14 protein-coding genes and 3 pseudogenes are annotated in these 18733 nt (G+C 41.2%); 2 read left to right on the top strand and 15 right to left on the bottom strand.

The window, feature by feature from the left end; all coding sequences use genetic code 11:
- Positions 1-256 precede the first annotated feature (256 nt).
- The 14 genes and pseudogenes from argF to F9856_RS04050 all read right to left on the bottom strand — a co-directional run bounded on the left by argF (position 257) and on the right by F9856_RS04050 (position 15925).
- A complete protein-coding gene (gene argF / locus F9856_RS04115) occupies positions 257-1270 on the bottom strand; it encodes an ornithine carbamoyltransferase (RefSeq protein ID WP_105118362.1) in 1014 nt (337 codons plus the stop codon).
- 17 nt (positions 1271-1287) lie between these two features.
- Positions 1288-1728: a GNAT family N-acetyltransferase gene (locus tag F9856_RS04110; protein WP_002941721.1), complete on the bottom strand. Its 441-nt coding sequence runs from the start codon at positions 1726-1728 to the stop codon at positions 1288-1290.
- Entirely contained in the window at positions 1728-2957 is a 1230-nt protein-coding gene (gene arcA, locus F9856_RS04105; RefSeq protein ID WP_236659542.1) for an arginine deiminase, read from the bottom strand. The genes F9856_RS04110 and arcA overlap by 1 nt, the downstream gene beginning before the upstream one ends.
- 260 nt (positions 2958-3217) lie before the next feature.
- Positions 3218-3913, bottom strand: coding sequence for a Crp/Fnr family transcriptional regulator (locus tag F9856_RS04100; RefSeq protein ID WP_029944536.1), 696 nt, complete (start codon positions 3911-3913; stop codon positions 3218-3220).
- Between the two features lie 410 nt (positions 3914-4323).
- Positions 4324-5241 (bottom strand): DNA-binding protein WhiA, encoded by a 918-nt coding sequence (whiA, locus tag F9856_RS04095; protein ID WP_202105832.1) that lies wholly within the window; start codon positions 5239-5241, stop codon positions 4324-4326.
- Complete coding sequence (locus F9856_RS04090; RefSeq protein ID WP_002937257.1) at positions 5238-6212, bottom strand: YvcK family protein; 975 nt, start codon at positions 6210-6212, stop codon at positions 5238-5240. The genes whiA and F9856_RS04090 overlap by 4 nt, the downstream gene beginning before the upstream one ends.
- The gene (gene rapZ / locus F9856_RS04085) at positions 6209-7096 is read right to left on the bottom strand and encodes an RNase adapter RapZ (RefSeq protein ID WP_202105831.1); all 888 of its coding nucleotides are present in this window, start codon (positions 7094-7096) and stop codon (positions 6209-6211) included. Before rapZ ends, F9856_RS04090 begins: the two co-directional genes overlap by 4 nt.
- A 20-nt stretch (positions 7097-7116) precedes the next feature.
- Positions 7117-7494, bottom strand: coding sequence for a RidA family protein (locus F9856_RS04080; protein WP_172108798.1), 378 nt, complete (start codon positions 7492-7494; stop codon positions 7117-7119).
- 50 nt (positions 7495-7544) lie between these two features.
- Positions 7545-8390, bottom strand: a pseudogene (locus F9856_RS04075) (MATE family efflux transporter); the annotation flags it as partial.
- Between the two features lie 276 nt (positions 8391-8666).
- Positions 8667-9131: pseudogene (locus F9856_RS04070) on the bottom strand (MATE family efflux transporter); the annotation flags it as partial.
- 125 nt (positions 9132-9256) lie between these two features.
- On the bottom strand, positions 9257-12022 hold the full coding sequence (locus F9856_RS04065; protein WP_202105830.1) for a G5 domain-containing protein: 2766 nt from the start codon (positions 12020-12022) through the stop codon (positions 9257-9259).
- Positions 12023-12888: 866 nt separating this feature from the next.
- Positions 12889-14235, bottom strand: a complete 1347-nt coding sequence (gene asnS / locus F9856_RS04060) for an asparagine--tRNA ligase (RefSeq protein ID WP_024379823.1) — start codon at positions 14233-14235, stop codon at positions 12889-12891.
- Positions 14236-14249: 14 nt separating this feature from the next.
- Positions 14250-15431 carry a pyridoxal phosphate-dependent aminotransferase gene (locus F9856_RS04055; protein ID WP_202105829.1) on the bottom strand — a complete coding sequence of 394 codons (1182 nt, stop codon included), beginning with the start codon at positions 15429-15431 and terminating at the stop codon, positions 14250-14252.
- Positions 15428-15925, bottom strand: a complete 498-nt coding sequence (locus tag F9856_RS04050) for a DUF5590 domain-containing protein (RefSeq protein WP_202105828.1) — start codon at positions 15923-15925, stop codon at positions 15428-15430. Before F9856_RS04050 ends, F9856_RS04055 begins: the two co-directional genes overlap by 4 nt.
- A gap of 213 nt (positions 15926-16138) precedes the next feature.
- Here F9856_RS04050 and F9856_RS04045 point away from each other — a divergent pair, with 213 nt between their 5' ends.
- Complete coding sequence (locus F9856_RS04045; RefSeq protein ID WP_002938613.1) at positions 16139-16588, top strand: MarR family winged helix-turn-helix transcriptional regulator; 450 nt, start codon at positions 16139-16141, stop codon at positions 16586-16588.
- Between the two features lie 62 nt (positions 16589-16650).
- Positions 16651-17201: pseudogene (locus F9856_RS04040) on the top strand (NADPH-dependent FMN reductase).
- 204 nt (positions 17202-17405) lie between these two features.
- Here the strand turns inward: F9856_RS04040 and glf are convergent.
- Positions 17406-18518, bottom strand: a complete 1113-nt coding sequence (gene glf, locus F9856_RS04035) for a UDP-galactopyranose mutase (RefSeq protein WP_202105827.1) — start codon at positions 18516-18518, stop codon at positions 17406-17408.
- Between the last annotated feature and the right edge of the window lie 215 nt (positions 18519-18733).

Here is an 18733-nt window from a genome sequence, read left to right as displayed (position 1 = left end):
AAATAAGGGGGCTGGGTGCCAGCCCCCGGAGGTTGCGATGACTAGAGAATATACTCAATGAAAATCAAAATCAGACTTGCTTCAAAGGTTCGGGGAACCTTTGGAGGTTGGAAATAGAGCGAGCGAAGTTCGCTTCACATATGAAGATAGAACTCCGTTCCTTTCATACTTCAAGGGAACAGGCTGAAAACCTCCACTGGAGCTTTTCAGTCATCAAATCGAGTCGACAACGTATGAGTTTGATTTTCGAAGAGTATTACACACGTGGAACAAATGGATCCCCTAAAGTAGCCGCCATCACTGCTTTAATAGTGTGCATACGGTTTTCAGCTTGGTCGAAGTGACGAGCATATTTGCTACGGAATACTTCGTCTGTTACTTCCATTTCTTCTACGCCGAATTTTTCAGCGACATCTTTACCATAAACAGTGTTTGTATCATGGAAGGCAGGCAAACAGTGTAGGAAGATAAGATTGTCGTTTTCTGCTTTTTTCACCAATTCCATATTCACTTGGTATGGTTTCAAGAGGGCAACGCGTTCTGCAAATTTATCTTCTTCACCCATTGATACCCAAACGTCTGTATAGAGAACATCTGCGCCTTTGACTGCTTCGTCAGCATTGTCAGTAATGAGAACACGTGCTCCACTTTCTTTGGCAAAGCCTTCTGCCAATGCCACAACAGTTTCATCAGGGAAGAGTTCTTTTGGAGAGAAGATATGGACATTGACACCAAGAATGGCACCAGTCACCAAGAGAGAGTTGGCAACGTTGTTCCGGCCATCACCACAGTAAACCAAAGTCAAGCCTTCCAACTTGCCAAAGTTTTCTTTAACAGTCAAGTAGTCCGCCAACATTTGAGTTGGGTGCCATGCATCTGTCAAACCATTCCATACTGGCACACCAGAGAATTCTGCCAATTCTTCCACCATTTTTTGGCTGAAACCACGGAATTCAATACCGTCGAACATGCGTCCCAAAACTTTAGCAGTATCTTCTGTAGATTCTTTCTTACCAAGCTGGATGTCGTTTGCACCAAGATATTCTGGATGGGCACCAAGGTCAATCGATGCTACTGTGAAGGCAGCACGAGTACGTGTTGATGTTTTTTCAAACAAGAGAGCAATATTTTTACCTTCCAAATAACGATGTGGAATATTGCGTTTTTTCAAATCTTTCAAATGAGCTGAGAAATCAATCAACCATTCCAATTCTGCGCGCGTGAAATCTTTCTCTGCAAGGAAATGTCTTCCCTTAAAAATGTTTGTCATTGTTTTTCTCCTAATGTTTAAATAAATTTTGTCAATGTCTGGCACCATTCTCCATCTTCTTGATAAACTTCAGAAGTTGCTTGGTAGCCAACTGACTCATAAAAAGTCTTTGCAGTTAACTCCGAATGTATATTCAACTGATGAAAGCCTGCTTCACGTGCATAAGCTTCCAAAGAGCTGATAATCATTTTTCCATAGCCTTTTCCACGAAAATTCGGTAGAGTGGCTATTCGGGTTAGACGAGCTTGACCAGGACCGACAGGAAGAAAACGTCCCGTCGAAACAGGCTCTTCACCAATAAAGAGATTGGCGTAAACTCTTCCTTCCGTATCATTCTGGTCAAATTCATCTTCCTTTGCAATACCACGCTCAAGGACAAATACCTTATAGCGGACATAGATAGAGGCTGCGCGTTGCCATTCTTCCGAACCGATTGTTGTTCGTTCTATACTCGGCATTAGATGTCTTCCCGTTCGAACGGCATTGACATACAACGAGGTCCACCACGACCACGAACCAATTCGCTTCCGCCAATCTTAATCAAACGAAGCCCTTTGGACTCGAGGATTGCATTGGTAATCGTATTGCGTTTGTAAACAACTACCACACCTGGTGCAATAGTCAATGTATTTGAACCATCATTCCATTGCTCACGACCAGCAGCAACCATATCACCGCCACCACAACGAATCAATTCTACTTTTTCAAGACCAAGGTTCACAGCCAAAAGTTCTGCCAAGTCACCATGTTCTTCTTCAATATGAAGTGTATCATTTTCATAGGTTACAGAGAAGACACGAAGGTCACCTTCAATTTCTGGGTGGATAGTAAACTTATCGTAGTCAACCATGGTAAATACTGTATCCAAGTGCATGAATTTACGGTTGTTAGCAAATTCGAATGCCAATACTTTCTTGAAGCCAACATGCTGTTCAAAGATATTTACCAATAGTTTTTCAATTGATGCAGCATCGGTACGTTGTGAAATACCTACTGCCAAAACATCTTTTGAAAGAACCAATTCGTCACCACCCTCTATACGAGTAGTTTCTTCTCGATTGTAAACCAATGGAACTTTTCCACCATATTCTGGGTGATGAGTGAAGATGTATTTACCATACAAGGTTTCACGGTTCCGTGTTTCTGAATACATGTGGTTAAGAGAAACAGCATTACCAATCGTAGCAAATGGATCCCGTGTGAAGTAAAGGTTTGGCATTGGGTCTATTGCAAATGGGTAAGAGGATTCAACCAAATCTGTCAAACCTTTTTCTTCAGAAGGGATTTCTGGCAATTCTGCCTTTTGAACACCAGCCATCGTTTTCTCAACCAGTTCTTGATTATCTTCAATAGACATCAACAACTTGCGGATTGCCTTCTTAGTCGCCCGACCACGAATGTTAGCTTCTTCGAGATATTCATCAATAAATTGTTCACGAATTTCAGGCGTAACAAGTGACTCAGCAGCTAATTTTTCCAAGTAGAGCACTTCAACCCCTTCATCACGAAGAGCTTGAGCAAAAGCATCATGCTCTCTCTGCGCATCTTCTAAGAATGGAATATCATCGAAGAGTAGGCGTTCTAGGTAGTCAGGCATCAGGTTTTCAATTTCCTTACCTGGTCTGTGTAACATAACTTTTTTCAGCTTACCAATTTCTGAAAAAACATGAATTGGATGGTTTGACATGATCTGTCCTCCTTGTAGATTTATACATGATGGGAAACGAGGAGGACCGTACGCTTTCCTGCCTCTCATTTCCTCTTTACATCCATAGTTTAACAGAGCAAAAAAACAAAAACTTGAAAACGCTCACATTTATTTTGAGAAATTCTTCACATTTTCAACCTTATTTATAAATAATTATCGATTATATCGCCTATATTCCGCATAATTCTTTGCGTTATATCATTATATGAATTTTTATTTTTTATAAAAAAACAGAAACTTCAATGAGTTTCTGTCAAATTTTCTAAGAAATAATCAATATCTAAATAAGTTAACTGTTTATGGCTATAAGCAATTTTTCCATTCTGCTTCAGTTGCTTCAAAACATAGCTAACTGTTTCCCGTGTCGTAGCTGCTAAACGCGAAATCTCTTGAATATGAATTTCAAATGGCAAGGTAGCAAACTGCTCTCGCTGGCACATATCCCAATAAAGAAGAGCCAAGGCTTGAACGACTCGATCTGATGCCTTGGAACGCATCGCATTTCGCAAGCGCAACTCTTGAAAACGAAGCACTTTGGATAATTTTTGACAGATATAAGTCATTTGACTCGGATTTATCTTCGACAAGGTTTCAAACAAGACCATCGGTACAATAAAATACTCTAGGTCCGTTATGGCAATGGCAGTATAATGATAAGGTTTGTCCTGAAACATATCTCCAAAAGGGAAGGCACCGCCCTGCCGAATATAGTCCAAATACGTAAAACTATCCGTCTCATCATATTGTTCAATCCGAGCATAGCCCTTATACAATACAAATAGATAATCTCTAGGATCCTCTGCGTAAAAAAAGATTTGTCCCTTAGGAATCTTTCGAAAACGAATATGCTTAGCTAATTGATCAAAGCTATCACGTGTCAAACGTTCAAAAGTTGGATGTGCCCTTAGATAATCATATTGTTCGTTGCTTATCATCAAAACTCCTTTCTAGCTAAAGTATCCTTCTATCTATTCTAACATATATTAATGTTATATGCTAATCATTACTGAAAAATTCATAAAACAGGGTCATTCCTGTGAAGAAGAATACTATAGTAGTTTGAATTAGGAAAAGGACAGTTTTGAGTTATAGTGTTAATAACCCACTCCTAAAATAACTTTAGAATTCTCAAATTGACAAACTTAGATATATCCTGTTTCTAATTCACTCTACTATATCACAGCTAATACAAAAAACTGGTCCTCTCGAACCAGTCTTTGTATCGTCGAATGAATTAACTTTCAGACAAGGAACTGAGGTGCAAGCAATACTAGAGTACGGCAAGCCGAAAGTAACGATGTATCAAAGTTAATTCAAATGTCTATAACATTCTATGTATACCTATCTATTCAGTCAATTCATCCGCAATCTTATTGATTTTCCGCAAACGATGGTTGACACCACTTTTAGTGATCGGTACCGTTAGACTATCTGCCAATTGCTGAATGGAATAGTCTGGATTCTGAATTCGCAACTGGGCAATCTCCTGCAAGTCACCTGACAACTGATCTAGACCGATAGTATCCATAATTTTGATAATATTATTGATTGTTTTCATACTAGCATTGACCGTCTTTGCAATATTAGCGGCTTCCGCATTTGTAGCTCGATTTAGGTCATTGCGAGCCTCACGAAGCAATTTAACATTCTCAAATTCTGTCTTTGTCTCTTCTGCTCCAATCACCAAAAGAAAGTCCATAATGTCCTCTGCACGTTGCAGGTAGGTAATGGTTCCCTTACTTCGCTCAATGACTTTGGCATCCAAAAGAAATTTCTGCATCAGATTGGCCAGGTCATTGGCATGGTCACTATAGACAGAAGCTATTTCAAGCTGGTATTTTCCTTTTTCAGGATCCTTAACAGAGCCTGCCGCTAAAAATGCTCCACGAAGATAGGCTTGACTCCACGAATCATTTTCCAAAACCAAGGGAGAAATCCCCGTCTCTAATCCAAAGAAGCTATCAGCCAAATGCAAATCGTTCAATATCTCATTCACGCCGTCTTCTATCAAAACTGCATACACACGATTCTTTTTGAGATTAGGTTTTTGATGATGGCGAATCTCAGCCTTAATCTGGTAGAAATGGAGTAACAGTTCATAAATGTGACGGGCAATCTTTGCATTTTCCGTGCTGATAGAAAGAGTCAAACCTGATGAAGCTAAGCCCAAACTACCTGATAATTTGATAATAGCAGATAGCTCGCTCTTATTTTGGCTAGACTGAAGCAGCAATTCTTCCTTTACTTGTACTGTAAAACTCATGGCCGCACCTGCAAAATCTTGAGCAACTCTTCTACCACCAAGTCACCATCATGGAAAGCTCCGCCATTTTCCAAACGAAGAAAATTCGAAGAAATCACACGATTAGCCTGTTTTTGTAAACCTGCAAAATCGTGTTTTACCTGTACCAAGTATTCATCAAACTGGTTACTATTCATATACTCTTGTGGAACTGGCTCAATATTGACCAAAACTGTATCAATGAATTGTTCAGCTAGGTGTGCATTGAGAACCGCCACGTGGTCCGCATCTGAGAAAAACTCAGTCTCTCCCCGTTGGGTCATAATGTTGCACACATAGGTCACTTCAGCCTTGGTTTCTTTTAGGGCTTTGCCAATGTCAGAAATCATCAGATTCGGCAAGATTGAGGTAAAAAGAGAACCCGGTCCAAGTACAATCATGTCACTTTCCATAATCGTTTCAACTACCTGGCGACTGGCTTTCGGTTCATCATCATTATAAGAGTTTGTCACATAGACATGATCAATCATCCCATTATGCTTGGAAATCTTGCTCTCACCTGCCACCTCGGTCCCGTCTGTAAAAATAGCATGAAGGGTCAAGGCCTGTTCGCTAGATGGATAAATCCGCCCTGTCGTATGGAAAAAGCGCGTCAACAACCTCATCGCATTGTAGGTTGAACCCTGCATCTCAGAAATACCAGCGATGATGAGATTCCCTAGTGGATGACCAGCCAAGGGTCCATCTGAATCCGCAAAACGATACTGGAAAATTTGTTCATAAAGTTTGGGCATATCCGACATAGCCAATAGGACGTTACGCAAATCACCTGGAGGGGTCACCTGCAAAGCCTGACGGATTTCCCCCGAAGATCCTCCGTCATCAGCTACCGTCACGATAGCGGTAATCTCTACATCCTTATCCCGCAAACTCTTCAAAATGACTGGAATTCCCGTTCCGCCCCCGATAACTGTAATCTTTGGTTTTCTCATGAGCGGTTGACCGTCTCCTTCCGTCTGTCCTTATCGCGATGGCTACGATTGACAATCCAGTTTTTCTCCAAATCATCTGCCAAGCGTTTGGCAAAAGCAACGCTTCTATGTTGACCACCCGTACATCCAACTGCAATAGTTAGAACTGATTTTCCTTCCTTCTGATAACCTGGCAGAATTGGCTCAATCAAGCCTAGAAGATTTCTGTAAAAGTCTTCTGATTCCTGATGGTCCATAACATAATCAAATACAGCAGGATCCAATCCAGTCAAGTTGCGCAATTCTACTTTATAGTAAGGATTTGGCAAGAAACGCACATCAAAGACCAAGTCCGCATCCAGAGGCAGACCATATTTGAAACCAAAGGACATGACTTCCACACGGAAGGATGGCTGATTATCTTGACTAGCAAACTGCTCTGAGATTGCCTTACGGAGATTACGAGGAGTCAGCTCTGTCGTGTCAATGACATTCTGGCTCATATTTTTCAAGGGAGCCAAAAGTTCACGTTCTAGCTGAATCCCGTCCAAAACACGACCATCAGCCGCAAGAGGATGTGACCGTCGGGTTTCCTTATAGCGAGCTACCAATTCGCTGTCTGTTGCATCCAAGAATAGGACTTTAAAATCTAAATCCTCTGCCCCCTCAATCTCATCCAACACCTCTCGAATCTCCGAGAAGAAGGAGCGACTCCGCATATCTACAACAAGAGCAATCTTATTGTTATCCTGGCTATGGCGAATTAACTCTAAAAACTTTGGCAAGAGAGTCGGTGGCATATTGTCAATGGTAAAATAGCCCAAGTCCTCAAAAGACTGAATGGCTACTGTCTTACCAGCTCCCGACATCCCTGTCACAATTACTAAGTGGAGTTTGTCTGACATGACATTCCCTCCTTTTCTTTCTACTCTACTACTGCAATCACTTCAATTTCGACTTTGACATCACGTGGCAAGCGAGCTACTTCCACCGCTGAACGAGCTGGAAAATCTGCTGAAAAGGCTGTTTTATAGACCTCGTTAAAAGCTACAAAGTCATTCATATCTTTGAGGAAACATGTCGTCTTAACCACATGATCAAAGTCTGTCCCAGCTTCTTCTAAAATTGCTGCGACATTTTTCAAGACTTGCTCAGTCTGCTCCTGAATGGTTTCACCAACCACTTCACCAGTTTCAGGTGACAAGGGAACCTGACCAGAGGCAAATAGGAAATTTCCAACAACCTTCCCTTGAACGTATGGGCCAATTGCTGCAGGTGCTTTATCTGTATGAATCGTTTTCATCTGATGATCTCCTTTTTATATTTCTATTGATATTATACCAAAAAACCGGCCTAATCGGCCAGTTTTCGTGTTTGTACAATAAATCTCCAGGTCAGGAAAATCGCTCTTAAAAGCAAATCAATCAAAATAGACAGCCAGACGCCGGCAATTCCTAAACCGAACATCTGACCTAAGACGACAACGCCTAAAACGCGCAGCCCCCACATCCCTATCACTGTGGAATAGAGAGGCAACTTGGTATCCCCCAAGCCCTGCAGTGCGCCAGCCATAATCAAAGAAACCGCCAGCCCCGGCTGGTTAAAAGCATCGATACGTAAAGCTGTGACGACTTGGCTGACAGCTTCTAAGTCTTTGGTAAATAGCAGAGCAAAACTTGGAGCTCCGAAAAATAAGACGATTCCCAGCAGGGACATGATGGCAACACCATAGGCAGAGCTAAGAAATGCGACCCGTCTAACTGTGAGGATGTCCCCTTTTCCCAAGGCTTGACCGATCAAAACCGCCGCCGCTGTCGCAAGACCATAGGCAGGCATATAGGTAAAACTCTCGATATTACCTGCAATCATATGAGAAGCATAGACAGTCGTCCCCAGCCCCACAATCAAACTGAAATAGACAACCTGTCCCAACCGCATAACCAAGCGTTCGGCTGCTGCAGGTAGGGTCAAATCCACCATTTCCTTAGGACTTCCCAAGTGGAACAGTTGCTTGAGATTAACTGCCAAGTCAGTCTGTTGCACCTTTCGGTAAAGCAAGACTGTACCAAGCAAGCGAGCTAAGACGGTTCCCAAGGCTGTCCCTACAATCCCCCAACCTGACCAAGAGCCAATACCAAAAATCAAGAAATAGTCCAAGACCACATTAAAACCATTGGTCAGTAAGCTCATTTTCATAGGGGTTGGGCAAAAAGCCTAGCACCACTTTTCAGAGTTCGTGTCAACATCTCAGCGCAGTGGTTGATTGGCAGATTTGTTCGTGTTTTACACTCCAAATCTGATTTCTACGACTGATGCGAACAGAGTTCGCTTCATTTCCAACCTTCAACAGTCACTACTCTGACTGTTGAAGCTATGCGGGGGTGGGAGTAAAATAGTCCAGTGGACTATTTTAGCCCGAACCTACATATTTGGAAGTGAGGGGAACTCTTTTTTAACTAGTCGAGTTCTTTCCCACTCCCCAGATGCCTGCAGGATTGTTCCCAAAATGGTCATCAAGGCCTGAAAAATCGTCAAACCACCAACCCAGTAAAAAAATACCTGGGCGCCAGCCAAACTCTCCGCATCTGCCCCCATTAAAACCAGCATCTGCCGCCCGAAAACAAGGGATAGTAAACCCAATAGCAGACCTACACCTACTGAAAGCACTAAGGCTTGACGGACATGAAAGGTAAGAGATTCCCTATCTCCTGCGCCAATAGACCGAGCAAGCAAAGCAGTTGCCCCAACTCCCAAAGCTATGTAAACCGCCAAATAGACATTCAAAATCGTATTGGCAAGACCAACTGCCGTCACCGCTACCAGCCCTAGCTGGGCTATTAAGAGGGTATCCACAAAACCAACCAAGGTCTGAAAGATATTTTCCACCGTAGCAGGCAAGGCCAAACGAATAATTTCTTTTCCTAAACTTTCTTGCTTCATTTTCCTCTCCACGATTTTATTTAGAATAATTATAAATAAAACCCAGTGAAAAAGCAAGAAAACAGACCACGTTTGTAGTCTGTTTGGTGAGTTATAATTTCAGGATACTTTGAATATGACAAAGATTAATCCATGTATTTTCTACGACGACGACTTGCAGCTAGTACAAGACCGCCCGCTAAGGATGTCATACCTAGAAGACTAATGTAGCTGCTTTCTTTCTCACCTGTGGCTGGGAGTGTTGAAGTCTTCGTCGAATGTGCATTTACTTCTACAGCTGTAGGATTATGCAGCGTTTTAGTGATGACCTCATCCACTTTTTGTTTAACAGAAGTTTCGGTCTCTGTATTCCTGTCAACAAAGGTTGATTTCTTCTTATTCATCGGTACAGTAACAGGAGGTTTAGATACCAGTTCTTCTTTTACTACTGGTTGCAAATCCTCATTGTTATTGATTGGTTGAGAAGGATTTTTTTGCTCCTCTTCGACAACTTTTGTTCCTAGAACAACAATCTCGTCAATTGCATCTTTAAGTATTTCTCTCTCAACTTCCGTTGTGATTTGACCTGTTTTAGGATCTTTTGTATTCGTTATTGTAACTTTGACCAGTCCATTTTCGCCAACTTGCTTAGTGTATTTATAACCTAGTGGTTGACTTGAATCAGTTTCTTCTCGGCTTGCGTATGCAAGAACTTCAATCGTACTTCCAACAGTAACTTCTGGTTTTTCTGAAATTTCTTCAGTGACTTCTTTTATTCCTACTAAAATAATTTCATCAATCGTGTCTTTTAAAACCGTTGTACTAGTCGTTTCTGTTACTTGACCTGTTTTACTATCTACAGTATAGGTGGTTTTTGTTTCCAACTGACCATTTTGACCTGCTTGCTTCACTACACGATAGCCGACTGGTTTGCTAGCATCCGACTCTTCTACAGTTTTAAATGTAATGGATTCTATAGTAACTTTAGGCTTTGTTCCTACTAAAACTTTACCATTTTGAGCTGGAGTGATATTAGTTGTAACACCATCTACAACAGTTTCTTTGATAACTTCTGGTTCAAAAAGCTTTTTGTAAATGGATTCCCAGTAAAATTCTGAAGCTTCAACAGGGCTATAACCTACATCATAGACTGTTTCTTTCATGGCATCATACTCAGCGTTTAGTCCAGCTAGGAAAGGTTTGTACTCATAAACCACACCATCAATCTTTTTATATCTCCTATAAGGAGTGCCAAAGATTTTATGGTTGATATACTCTCCTAGAGAATCCGCCCAGGCCTCACTTGGGGTCCATCTGATATATTCCCAAACATCTTCTTTGTTAAGGAAATACTCTTCAAAGACTTTTAGAAATTCATTCGAGTAGGACAGACGTCCGTTTGCTCTCATAAAAGAATATGTATCTTCGGGTTGGTAGGCATAGTAATCGTAAACGAATTTCCCAGACCTGAAATCAATAACATGCCCCAGTTCATGTAAGAAGATATCAATCAAATCATCTGGCTGCTTAGGAGAGAGTGTGACTTTCTTTTTCCCTTGACTCGAAAGGACTGGAAATGCCCTTTCTGTAAAATGTCTAATTTGAATATGGGAAGTTTCTAAATAAGCCCCTCCACGGTATTGTGGACCAGAGTCAAGAACCTCATCTGACACAATCAATTTGAGCAGATTCGACTTAACCGTATCTGGAAGCTGGGAAAGTTTTTCAACTAGGGCAGACTGGTCTTCGGCTGACAGGCTTGTATTCTCAAAAACGATTGGGTTTTGAATACTTCCTTTGGCATCATTGTAGCGTTTGGTAATCGTATCAAAAGCATACTGACCTGTTCGAATGATAGGGTTTTCTTGCATTATTATATAAGGATTTCCATCCTCGTCAACTGTACCTCCACCAAAGACTCTTTCTTTCAATTCTCCTTCTTTCACAGCTAGAAGGAATCTCTCGTAATTGGCCTTGGCGTCAGCATACAGTTGTTCGCTTATGGGGAGTTTACTTGTAAAATAGCTCTTAACTGCAGTTGCTTCATCATTGCCTTCACCCACAAGAGCATTGATATAACGGAAACCAGCCAAGTTGGCAAGCACTTCAGAGGATTTTTTCGCTAATTCAACATAGACTGCTTTACGCAATTGACTGTTGTTTGTGTCTTGTAAATCTCCTGTCCATGGGGTTGAAACCCCATTTTCTCTAGCAGTTCCTCTGAAACTGTATTCCTCCAACAGTGCTTGAAAGGTTGGATTCGTTGGATCAATACTTTCAGTAGTCAGATATATATTTGGCTTAGTGCCATCAACACTCGTCAATTTCAAAAAGCCTTGTGCTTCTGGTGGCGTTTCATACCTTACAAAATCTAGGTACTCTACCCCTGTCACAATATCACGGATGGATTGATGATTCTTGATTTCTTCTTCCGTCAATGGCTGAACATCCGAGAAGATACGGTCGATGACGATTTTATCACTCGGTTTTTCCTGACTATCATCAACATGATAAAAGTCCGTTGAGCCGTATTTGTAGTCAGTTGAGGCCATAGTATCTTTCGCCGATTGATCTACCATTTCTACTGGTTTCTCAACCACTTTATAATTTGTTACGGTTTCAGTCATACCGTCTACTGCTGGGGTAACAACTTCTATTTTACCGTACTCCAAGCTATCATCTGCAAGATATTCAGTTGTAGCTGGAATAGGGCTTGTTTCAACTTTAGGCTGAATACTTACAAATGTTGGGTCAGTTGTCGTTCCCACGCTAGTTGCTGGTCCGACTGTATCTTGATTTGATACTTCATCTGCAGCTACCGTTGGCGCAAGTAGGACCAAACCTAACAAGACGCTCCCAATTCCCAGGCTGGTCTTACGAATAGAGAAAATTTGTTTTTTGTCCCAAAACATTCCTACACCTCATTAAATATTTTTTATACTATTTTACCCCCCCCCCGATTTTGTCAAGGATTTTATTGTATTTTTATATAAGAATTTTAAATGGAAAATTCAGTTTTTTAGCAATTTCTAGCCACAGAACTATTTATAAAAATTAGCATTTCTATTTCGCACCCTCTATAGATTGATATATTAAAAACAATAAAATCTGGCTATTAACTTTTGAAAATAACACAGGAAGTTACAGTTAATTTTAGTCAGCAAAGTAAAGAATCACTAAATGCTGAGTAGGCTTCCTACTTAATAAATGGGGAAGATATAAAAGGTGGGTATGTCCCATAAGTCATGCCATTATCTTTATCAATATTCGAATCATTTTTGTAGACAAACAAGGTGCTACAGTAAGAAAACAGCCATTAAATTAATTTTCTTGGTGAACATTGTAAATGTCGATTGGGAAACGGCAGGTTCTGACCTGGATGATAGTGAGATTTCATTTAACAATCTATTTGAAGTAGCCTAGCAAAAACGACTATCCATCACTAACCTATAATGTTTAACAGGACCAACATGATCTGCTCCCTTCATAGTCGAATTTATTGGCTATCAGACAGGGGAACTGATGTGCAGGTTACTTCTACCAACATACGGATGTGCAATAAAAATTGAAAGCAAGTCACTTCCGCAGAGTAGGGTAAACCAATTTTGCTCAATTCTACTAATACTCAAAAAAAACAGACCACATTTGTAGTCTGTCAATGAATATTTATTTCGCAGTCTTTCAGTTTACTTTTAGTACTAGGCAACGAGCTACAGGCTGTACTAAGGTACGGCAAAGCGAGTTAACGACGTAATAAAAGAAAAACTGAACAACTGTATTACGGATGCAAGCGGTGCAACATACGTGGGAACGGAATGGCTTCACGGATGTGTTTTGTACCAGCGACGAAGGTTACCATACGCTCAATACCGATACCGAAACCACCGTGTGGCACAGAGCCGTATTTACGTAGGTCAAGGTAGAATTCGTATTCTGACTTGTCCATGCCTAGCTCATCCATCTTGGCTACCAAGGAATCGTAGTTATCCTCACGCATAGAACCACCGATGATTTCACCGTAGCCTTCTGGAGCAAGCAAGTCCGCACAGAGCACGCGCTCTGGATTGCCAGGAACTGGCTTCATATAGAAAGCCTTAAAGCTTGCTGGATAGTTAACAACGAAAGTCGGTACACCAAAGTAGTTTGAAATCCAAGTTTCATGTGGCGATCCAAAGTCATCACCATGCTCGATGTGTTCGTAGTCTGTATCTTCATCAGCTTCATGTTCTTGAAGAAGGGTAATGGCATCATCATAAGCCACACGTTTAAATGGCTCCGCAATGTAGCGTTTGAGGGCATCCACATCACGCTCAAGAGTTTCCAAGGCTTGTGGAGCACGGTCGATAACCCCTTGAATCAAGGCTTTGACATAAGCTTCTTGCAAGTCAAGTGACTCTTCATGGCTGAGGAATGAATACTCGGCATCCATCATCCAGAACTCAGTCAAGTGACGGCGAGTTTTTGACTTTTCAGCACGGAAAACAGGTCCAAAGTCGAAAACACGACCAAGGGCCATAGCACCAGCTTCCAGGTAAAGCTGACCTGATTGACTGAGGTAGGCAGGCTGACCAAAGTAGTCTGTTTCGAACAATTCTGTTGAATCTTCTGCCGCATTTCCAGACAAGATTGGGCTATCAAACTTGATAAAGCCATTCTTTTCAAAGAATTCATAAGTCGCATAGATGATGGCGTTACGAATTTGCTGGATAGCGACCTGTTTACGAGAACGCAACCAGAGGTGACGGTTGTCCATAAGGAAGTCCGTACCGTGTTCTTTCGGTGTGATTGGGTAATCTTGTGACTCACCAATGACTTCCAAGTCTGTCACATCCAACTCGTAACCAAACTTAGAACGCTCATCTTCCTTGACAATCCCTGTTACATAAACAGAGGTTTCTTGGCTGAGGCGTTTTGCTACATCGAACTTCTCAGTACCAGCTTCTTCACCGAATTTTTCGATGAAGTTTGGTTTGAAGGCAACTGCTTGGAAGAAGGCTGTTCCGTCACGCAATTGCAGGAAGGCTAACTTGCCCTTGCCTGACTTGTTGGCAACCCAGGCACCGATGGTCACTTCTTGACCGACATAATCTTTTACTTGGTTAATGGTAATCAATTTTCTAGACATTATTTTTCCTCTTTTTATTTTTTCATAAATGTGTGTAGTCGTGCCACTGCTTCTTTGAGCGTGTCCATATCTGTTGCATAGCTGAGGCGGATATTCTCAGGAGCTCCAAAACCAGCACCGGTCACCAAGGCTACTCCTACTTCTTCCAAAATGGCTGTGGTAAATTCAGTTACATCTGTGTAGCCCTTCATTTCCATAGCCTTTTTGACATTTGGGAAGAGATAGAAGGCACCTTCTGGCTTAATCACTTCAAAACCTGGTACTTCTGCCAGCAAGGGATAAATGGTATTGAGCCGCTCTTCAAAGGCCTGACGCATGGTTTCTACCGTATCTTGCGGACCTGTAAAGGCTTCAATAGCCGCATACTGAGCAGCGGTTGTTAAGTTTGACGTCGTTTGACCGACAATCTTACTCATGGCCGCAATGATTTCAGGATTACCAACGGCAAAACCAACCCGCCAACCTGTCATAGCATAGGCCTTTGCCACCCCATTGACAACAATAGTCTGCTGGCGAATGCTTTCTGAAATGCTTGAAATCGGTGTGAAGCTATTTCCATTATAGACCAAACGACCGTAAATATCGTCTGCCAAGATGAGAATATCGTGCTCTACAGCCCAGTTTCCAATAGCTTCCAATTCCTCACGACTGTAAATCATACCTGTCGGATTGGACGGACTATTGAGCAAGAGGACCTTGGTCTTGTCTGTCCGAGCCGCTTCCAGCTGGTCAACTGTTACCTTGAAATTGTGCTCTTCACTTGCAGTGACAAAGACAGGCACGCCTTCGTTCATCTTAATCTGGTCAGCATAGGAAACCCAGTAAGGTGTCGGAATAATCACCTCATCACCAGGATTGATGACCGCCGCAAAGAAAGCATAGAGAACAAATTTGGCACCTGTCGCAAGAACGACTTGATTGCGTTCGATAGAGTAGCCATAGAAATTCTCAAAGTAGGTATTGACTGCGTCCTTCAACTCAGGAAGTCCTGAAGCTACCGTATAAAAACTCGCCTTACCATCTTCGATAGACTTAATAGCAGCTTCTTGAATATTTTTCGGTGTGACGAAGTCTGGCTCACCCAAGGTCAGCTCTAAAATATCACGTCCTTCCGCCTTCAAGGCCTTGGCCCGTGCACCTGCTGCCAGAGTGACACTTTCTTCCATCTCTAAGACTCGTCTTGATAACTTGCTCATAAGCCCTCCCGTTTGATAAAGTTCCCTGTTTCAAATTCAACTAAATAGTAGGCAGTGCCTGACTTGACTTCCCAAATTGGTTTGTCATCCCTAAAACCTAGAATCACCCTATCAGCTGCTGACGCACCATTCTCTGTAGCGACTGCCTGCGCTTCTTCCTTAGAAATACCATTCGCCATTGGATAAATGTACACAGTATTTGTCTCTTCAGGAATGATAACCGCAATCATTTCCCCCTGACTCGTCTTTCCTTGTAGGCTAAAGTATGTTTCTGTCCCGTTGTAGATAGAGACATCATCAACATCCTCTATATCCGTATAGTCTCGAGCTACAGAAATAGCGTGATTCTGTACATCAGAAAAAGGCTTAGCTGCAAGGTCCCAAATAACGAATATCGAAAAAGTCATGACACTTAGGAGTATAAAGGAACCAGCTATCAGCTGTCCCTTCTTCGTTGCCAATACTTCCAAAAGTTGAAAAATCTTTTTTTCCATAGTAGTCCTATTATACTACAAGTTAAAGCATATTTCCATTTTTTCCGTAATTGAATTGTGAATAAACTTTCATTCTCCTTCAGACAGCGAACGGATATAAGAACTGGGACCCACAGTTCAGCTCCTCTATGCTATATAACCTACTTTACCTATGAATATAGGATTTAACTTTTTTTGCTTGATAACCGAACTATTTATTGCTAAAATATTCTCATGAGAACTGTTGAACAATCTTTAAACGAGAACAAGCATGCACTTCACAGTCTAGTCGTCTTTCGCAGAGCAGCTAATACTATCACAAAATCAGAATTAGAAACAATCAAAAAATACGGACTGACAGTTTGTCAGTTTGGAGTGATGGAGGCACTCTACAACAAAGGAAATCTGCGGATTCAAGACTTAATTGATAAATTATTAAGTACTTCTGGCAACATGACTGTCGTTATAAAAAACATGATTCGAGATGGTTATATCTACAAGACTATCGATACAAATGACCGTCGTGCTTCCTTGATTGCTCTCACTCCACTTGGACGCGAAACCATTGAAAAAATCCTTCCAGAGCATTATGATCACGTTGGAGAGATTTTTTCTGTCCTTAGTTCAGAAGAACAAGACCAATTAGCCGAGATACTTAAAAAATTCAAGAATCAGCAGACCTAGGATTGCCAACAAAAGACAAATACGATATACTAAATTTATGTTTTTATGAAAAGGAGGCCATCATGGCAAACGTATTGTTTTTAGTTGGTTCACTACGTGACGGTTCTTTTAACCATCAAATGGCCAAAAAAGCTGAAGCGTTCTTGGCTGAGAAGGCTCAAGTATCTTACATTGATCTTGCAAAAATTCCCCTATTCAACCAAGACATCGAGACACCTATCCTTCCTGAAATTGCAGAGCTACGTGCACAAGTAGACGCTGCGGATGCTATCTGGATTTTCTCACCAGTATATAACTATGCAATCCCAGGCATCGTAAAAAATGCTCTCGATTGGCTCAGTCGTTCGCTCGATTTATCCAATCCAAAAGGACCATCTATCCTACAAGATAAAATCACAACTGTCTCTGCCGTCGCTAACAGCGGTCACGACCACCTATTCAAAGACTTCCAACACCTTCTTCCATTTATTTTATTCGCACTCAGATTGCTGGTAAATTTACAGGTTCAACCATCAATCCAGAAGCATGGGGAACAGGTGTATTGGAGTTATCTGACGAAACTCTAGCAAAACTCGAGCAACAGGCAGCTGACCTGTTGGCAGCAATTCAATAATCAAAAAAAAACAGAATTTCTGGTTTTTTTTTGATTAATATTTTGAGAGCATTTCATACTCAACGAAAATCAAAAGTAGCCTAGGAAACGAAGTCGAAGATAGAACTGGAGTTCATCAAGGCAAGTTGACAACGGATAATTTTGATTTTCGAAGAGTATCAACTTCTGCCAAGAATCAATTACTACTTTGATGACTTCTCAAAATCATTCCCCAACTTCATTTCTCACACATTGCAAGGCTGCACCGATAACCTGGTGCATATCGTAGTAACGATAATGACCAAGACGCCCGCCGAATATAACATTCTCTTGTTGTTCTGCGAGGCGTTTATAAGCAGTATAGAGTTTGTTGTTACGCTCATTGTTCACTGGATAATACGGCTCATCACCTCGTTTCCAGGTCTTCGAATACTCACGAGTAATTATGGTTTTATCTTGTGTACCGAATTCGAAATGTTTGTGTTCGATGATTCGAGTATATGGTGTCTCGCTATCTGTATAGTTGACAACCGCATTCCCTTGATAGTTTTCCATATCCAACACTTCTGTCTCAAATCGAAGGCTACGGTACTCCAATTCACCAAGTTGGTAATCAAAGAACTCGTCAATCATTCCTGTAAAGACAATCTTCGGATAGGTAGCTAAATAGTCTTCCTTATTGGCAAAGAAATCAACATTTATCTCAACATCGATATTTTCATGATCCAACATTTTTTCAACAATCTGCGTGTAACCGCCGATTGGAATACCTTGATAAGTATCGTTAAAGTAGTTATTATCATAAGTCAAACGCACGGGCAAACGACGGATGATGAAGGCTGGTAACTCCGTACATGGTTTTTCCCATTGTTTTTCTGTGTAGGACTTGATCAATTTTTCATAGATGTCTGTACCAACTAGTGAGATGGCTTGCTCTTCCAAGTTCTCAGGTGTTTTACCTCCCAATACAGCTCGTTGCTCAGCAATCTTCGCTTCAGCTTCAGCAGGGGTCACCACACCCCAAAGCTTGTTAAAGGTATTCATGTTGAAGGGAAGATTGTAAATCTCACCCTTGTAGTTGGCGACTGGTGTGTTTGTATAGCGATTGAACTCAGCAAACTGATTCACATAATCCCAAATTTCTTTTTCAGAAGTATGGAAAATATGCGCGCCATATTCATGGACTTGAATACCTTCTACTTCTTTTGTATAGATGTTACCTGCAATGTGTTCTCGTTTTTCGATAACCTTTATTTTTTTACCCTTTTTAGCTGCCTCATGAGCAAAGACCGCTCCGAACAGACCTGCACCAACAACTAGATAATCGTATTTTTTCATATTGTTTTTACATTTAACTTTCTAGGAAAGTCATTTCTCCAAATCTTTTACTAGACTATCATTTATACCATCGTCTCATAGACAATAAAGAATGAGTTGTGATAATCTCTTCCCTAAAACCTTTCACTTAAAGCTTGCAATATCCAATATTATAACAGACAATACAACCTTCATCAAGTTTAGCAATAATAGAGAGAATAGCAGGAAATAAATAA

The organism is Streptococcus suis, assembly GCF_016743335.1.
In the GTDB taxonomy this organism is placed as follows: Bacteria; Bacillota; Bacilli; order Lactobacillales; family Streptococcaceae; genus Streptococcus; species Streptococcus suis_Y.
This window is presented reverse-complemented; position numbering and strand designations above follow the sequence as displayed.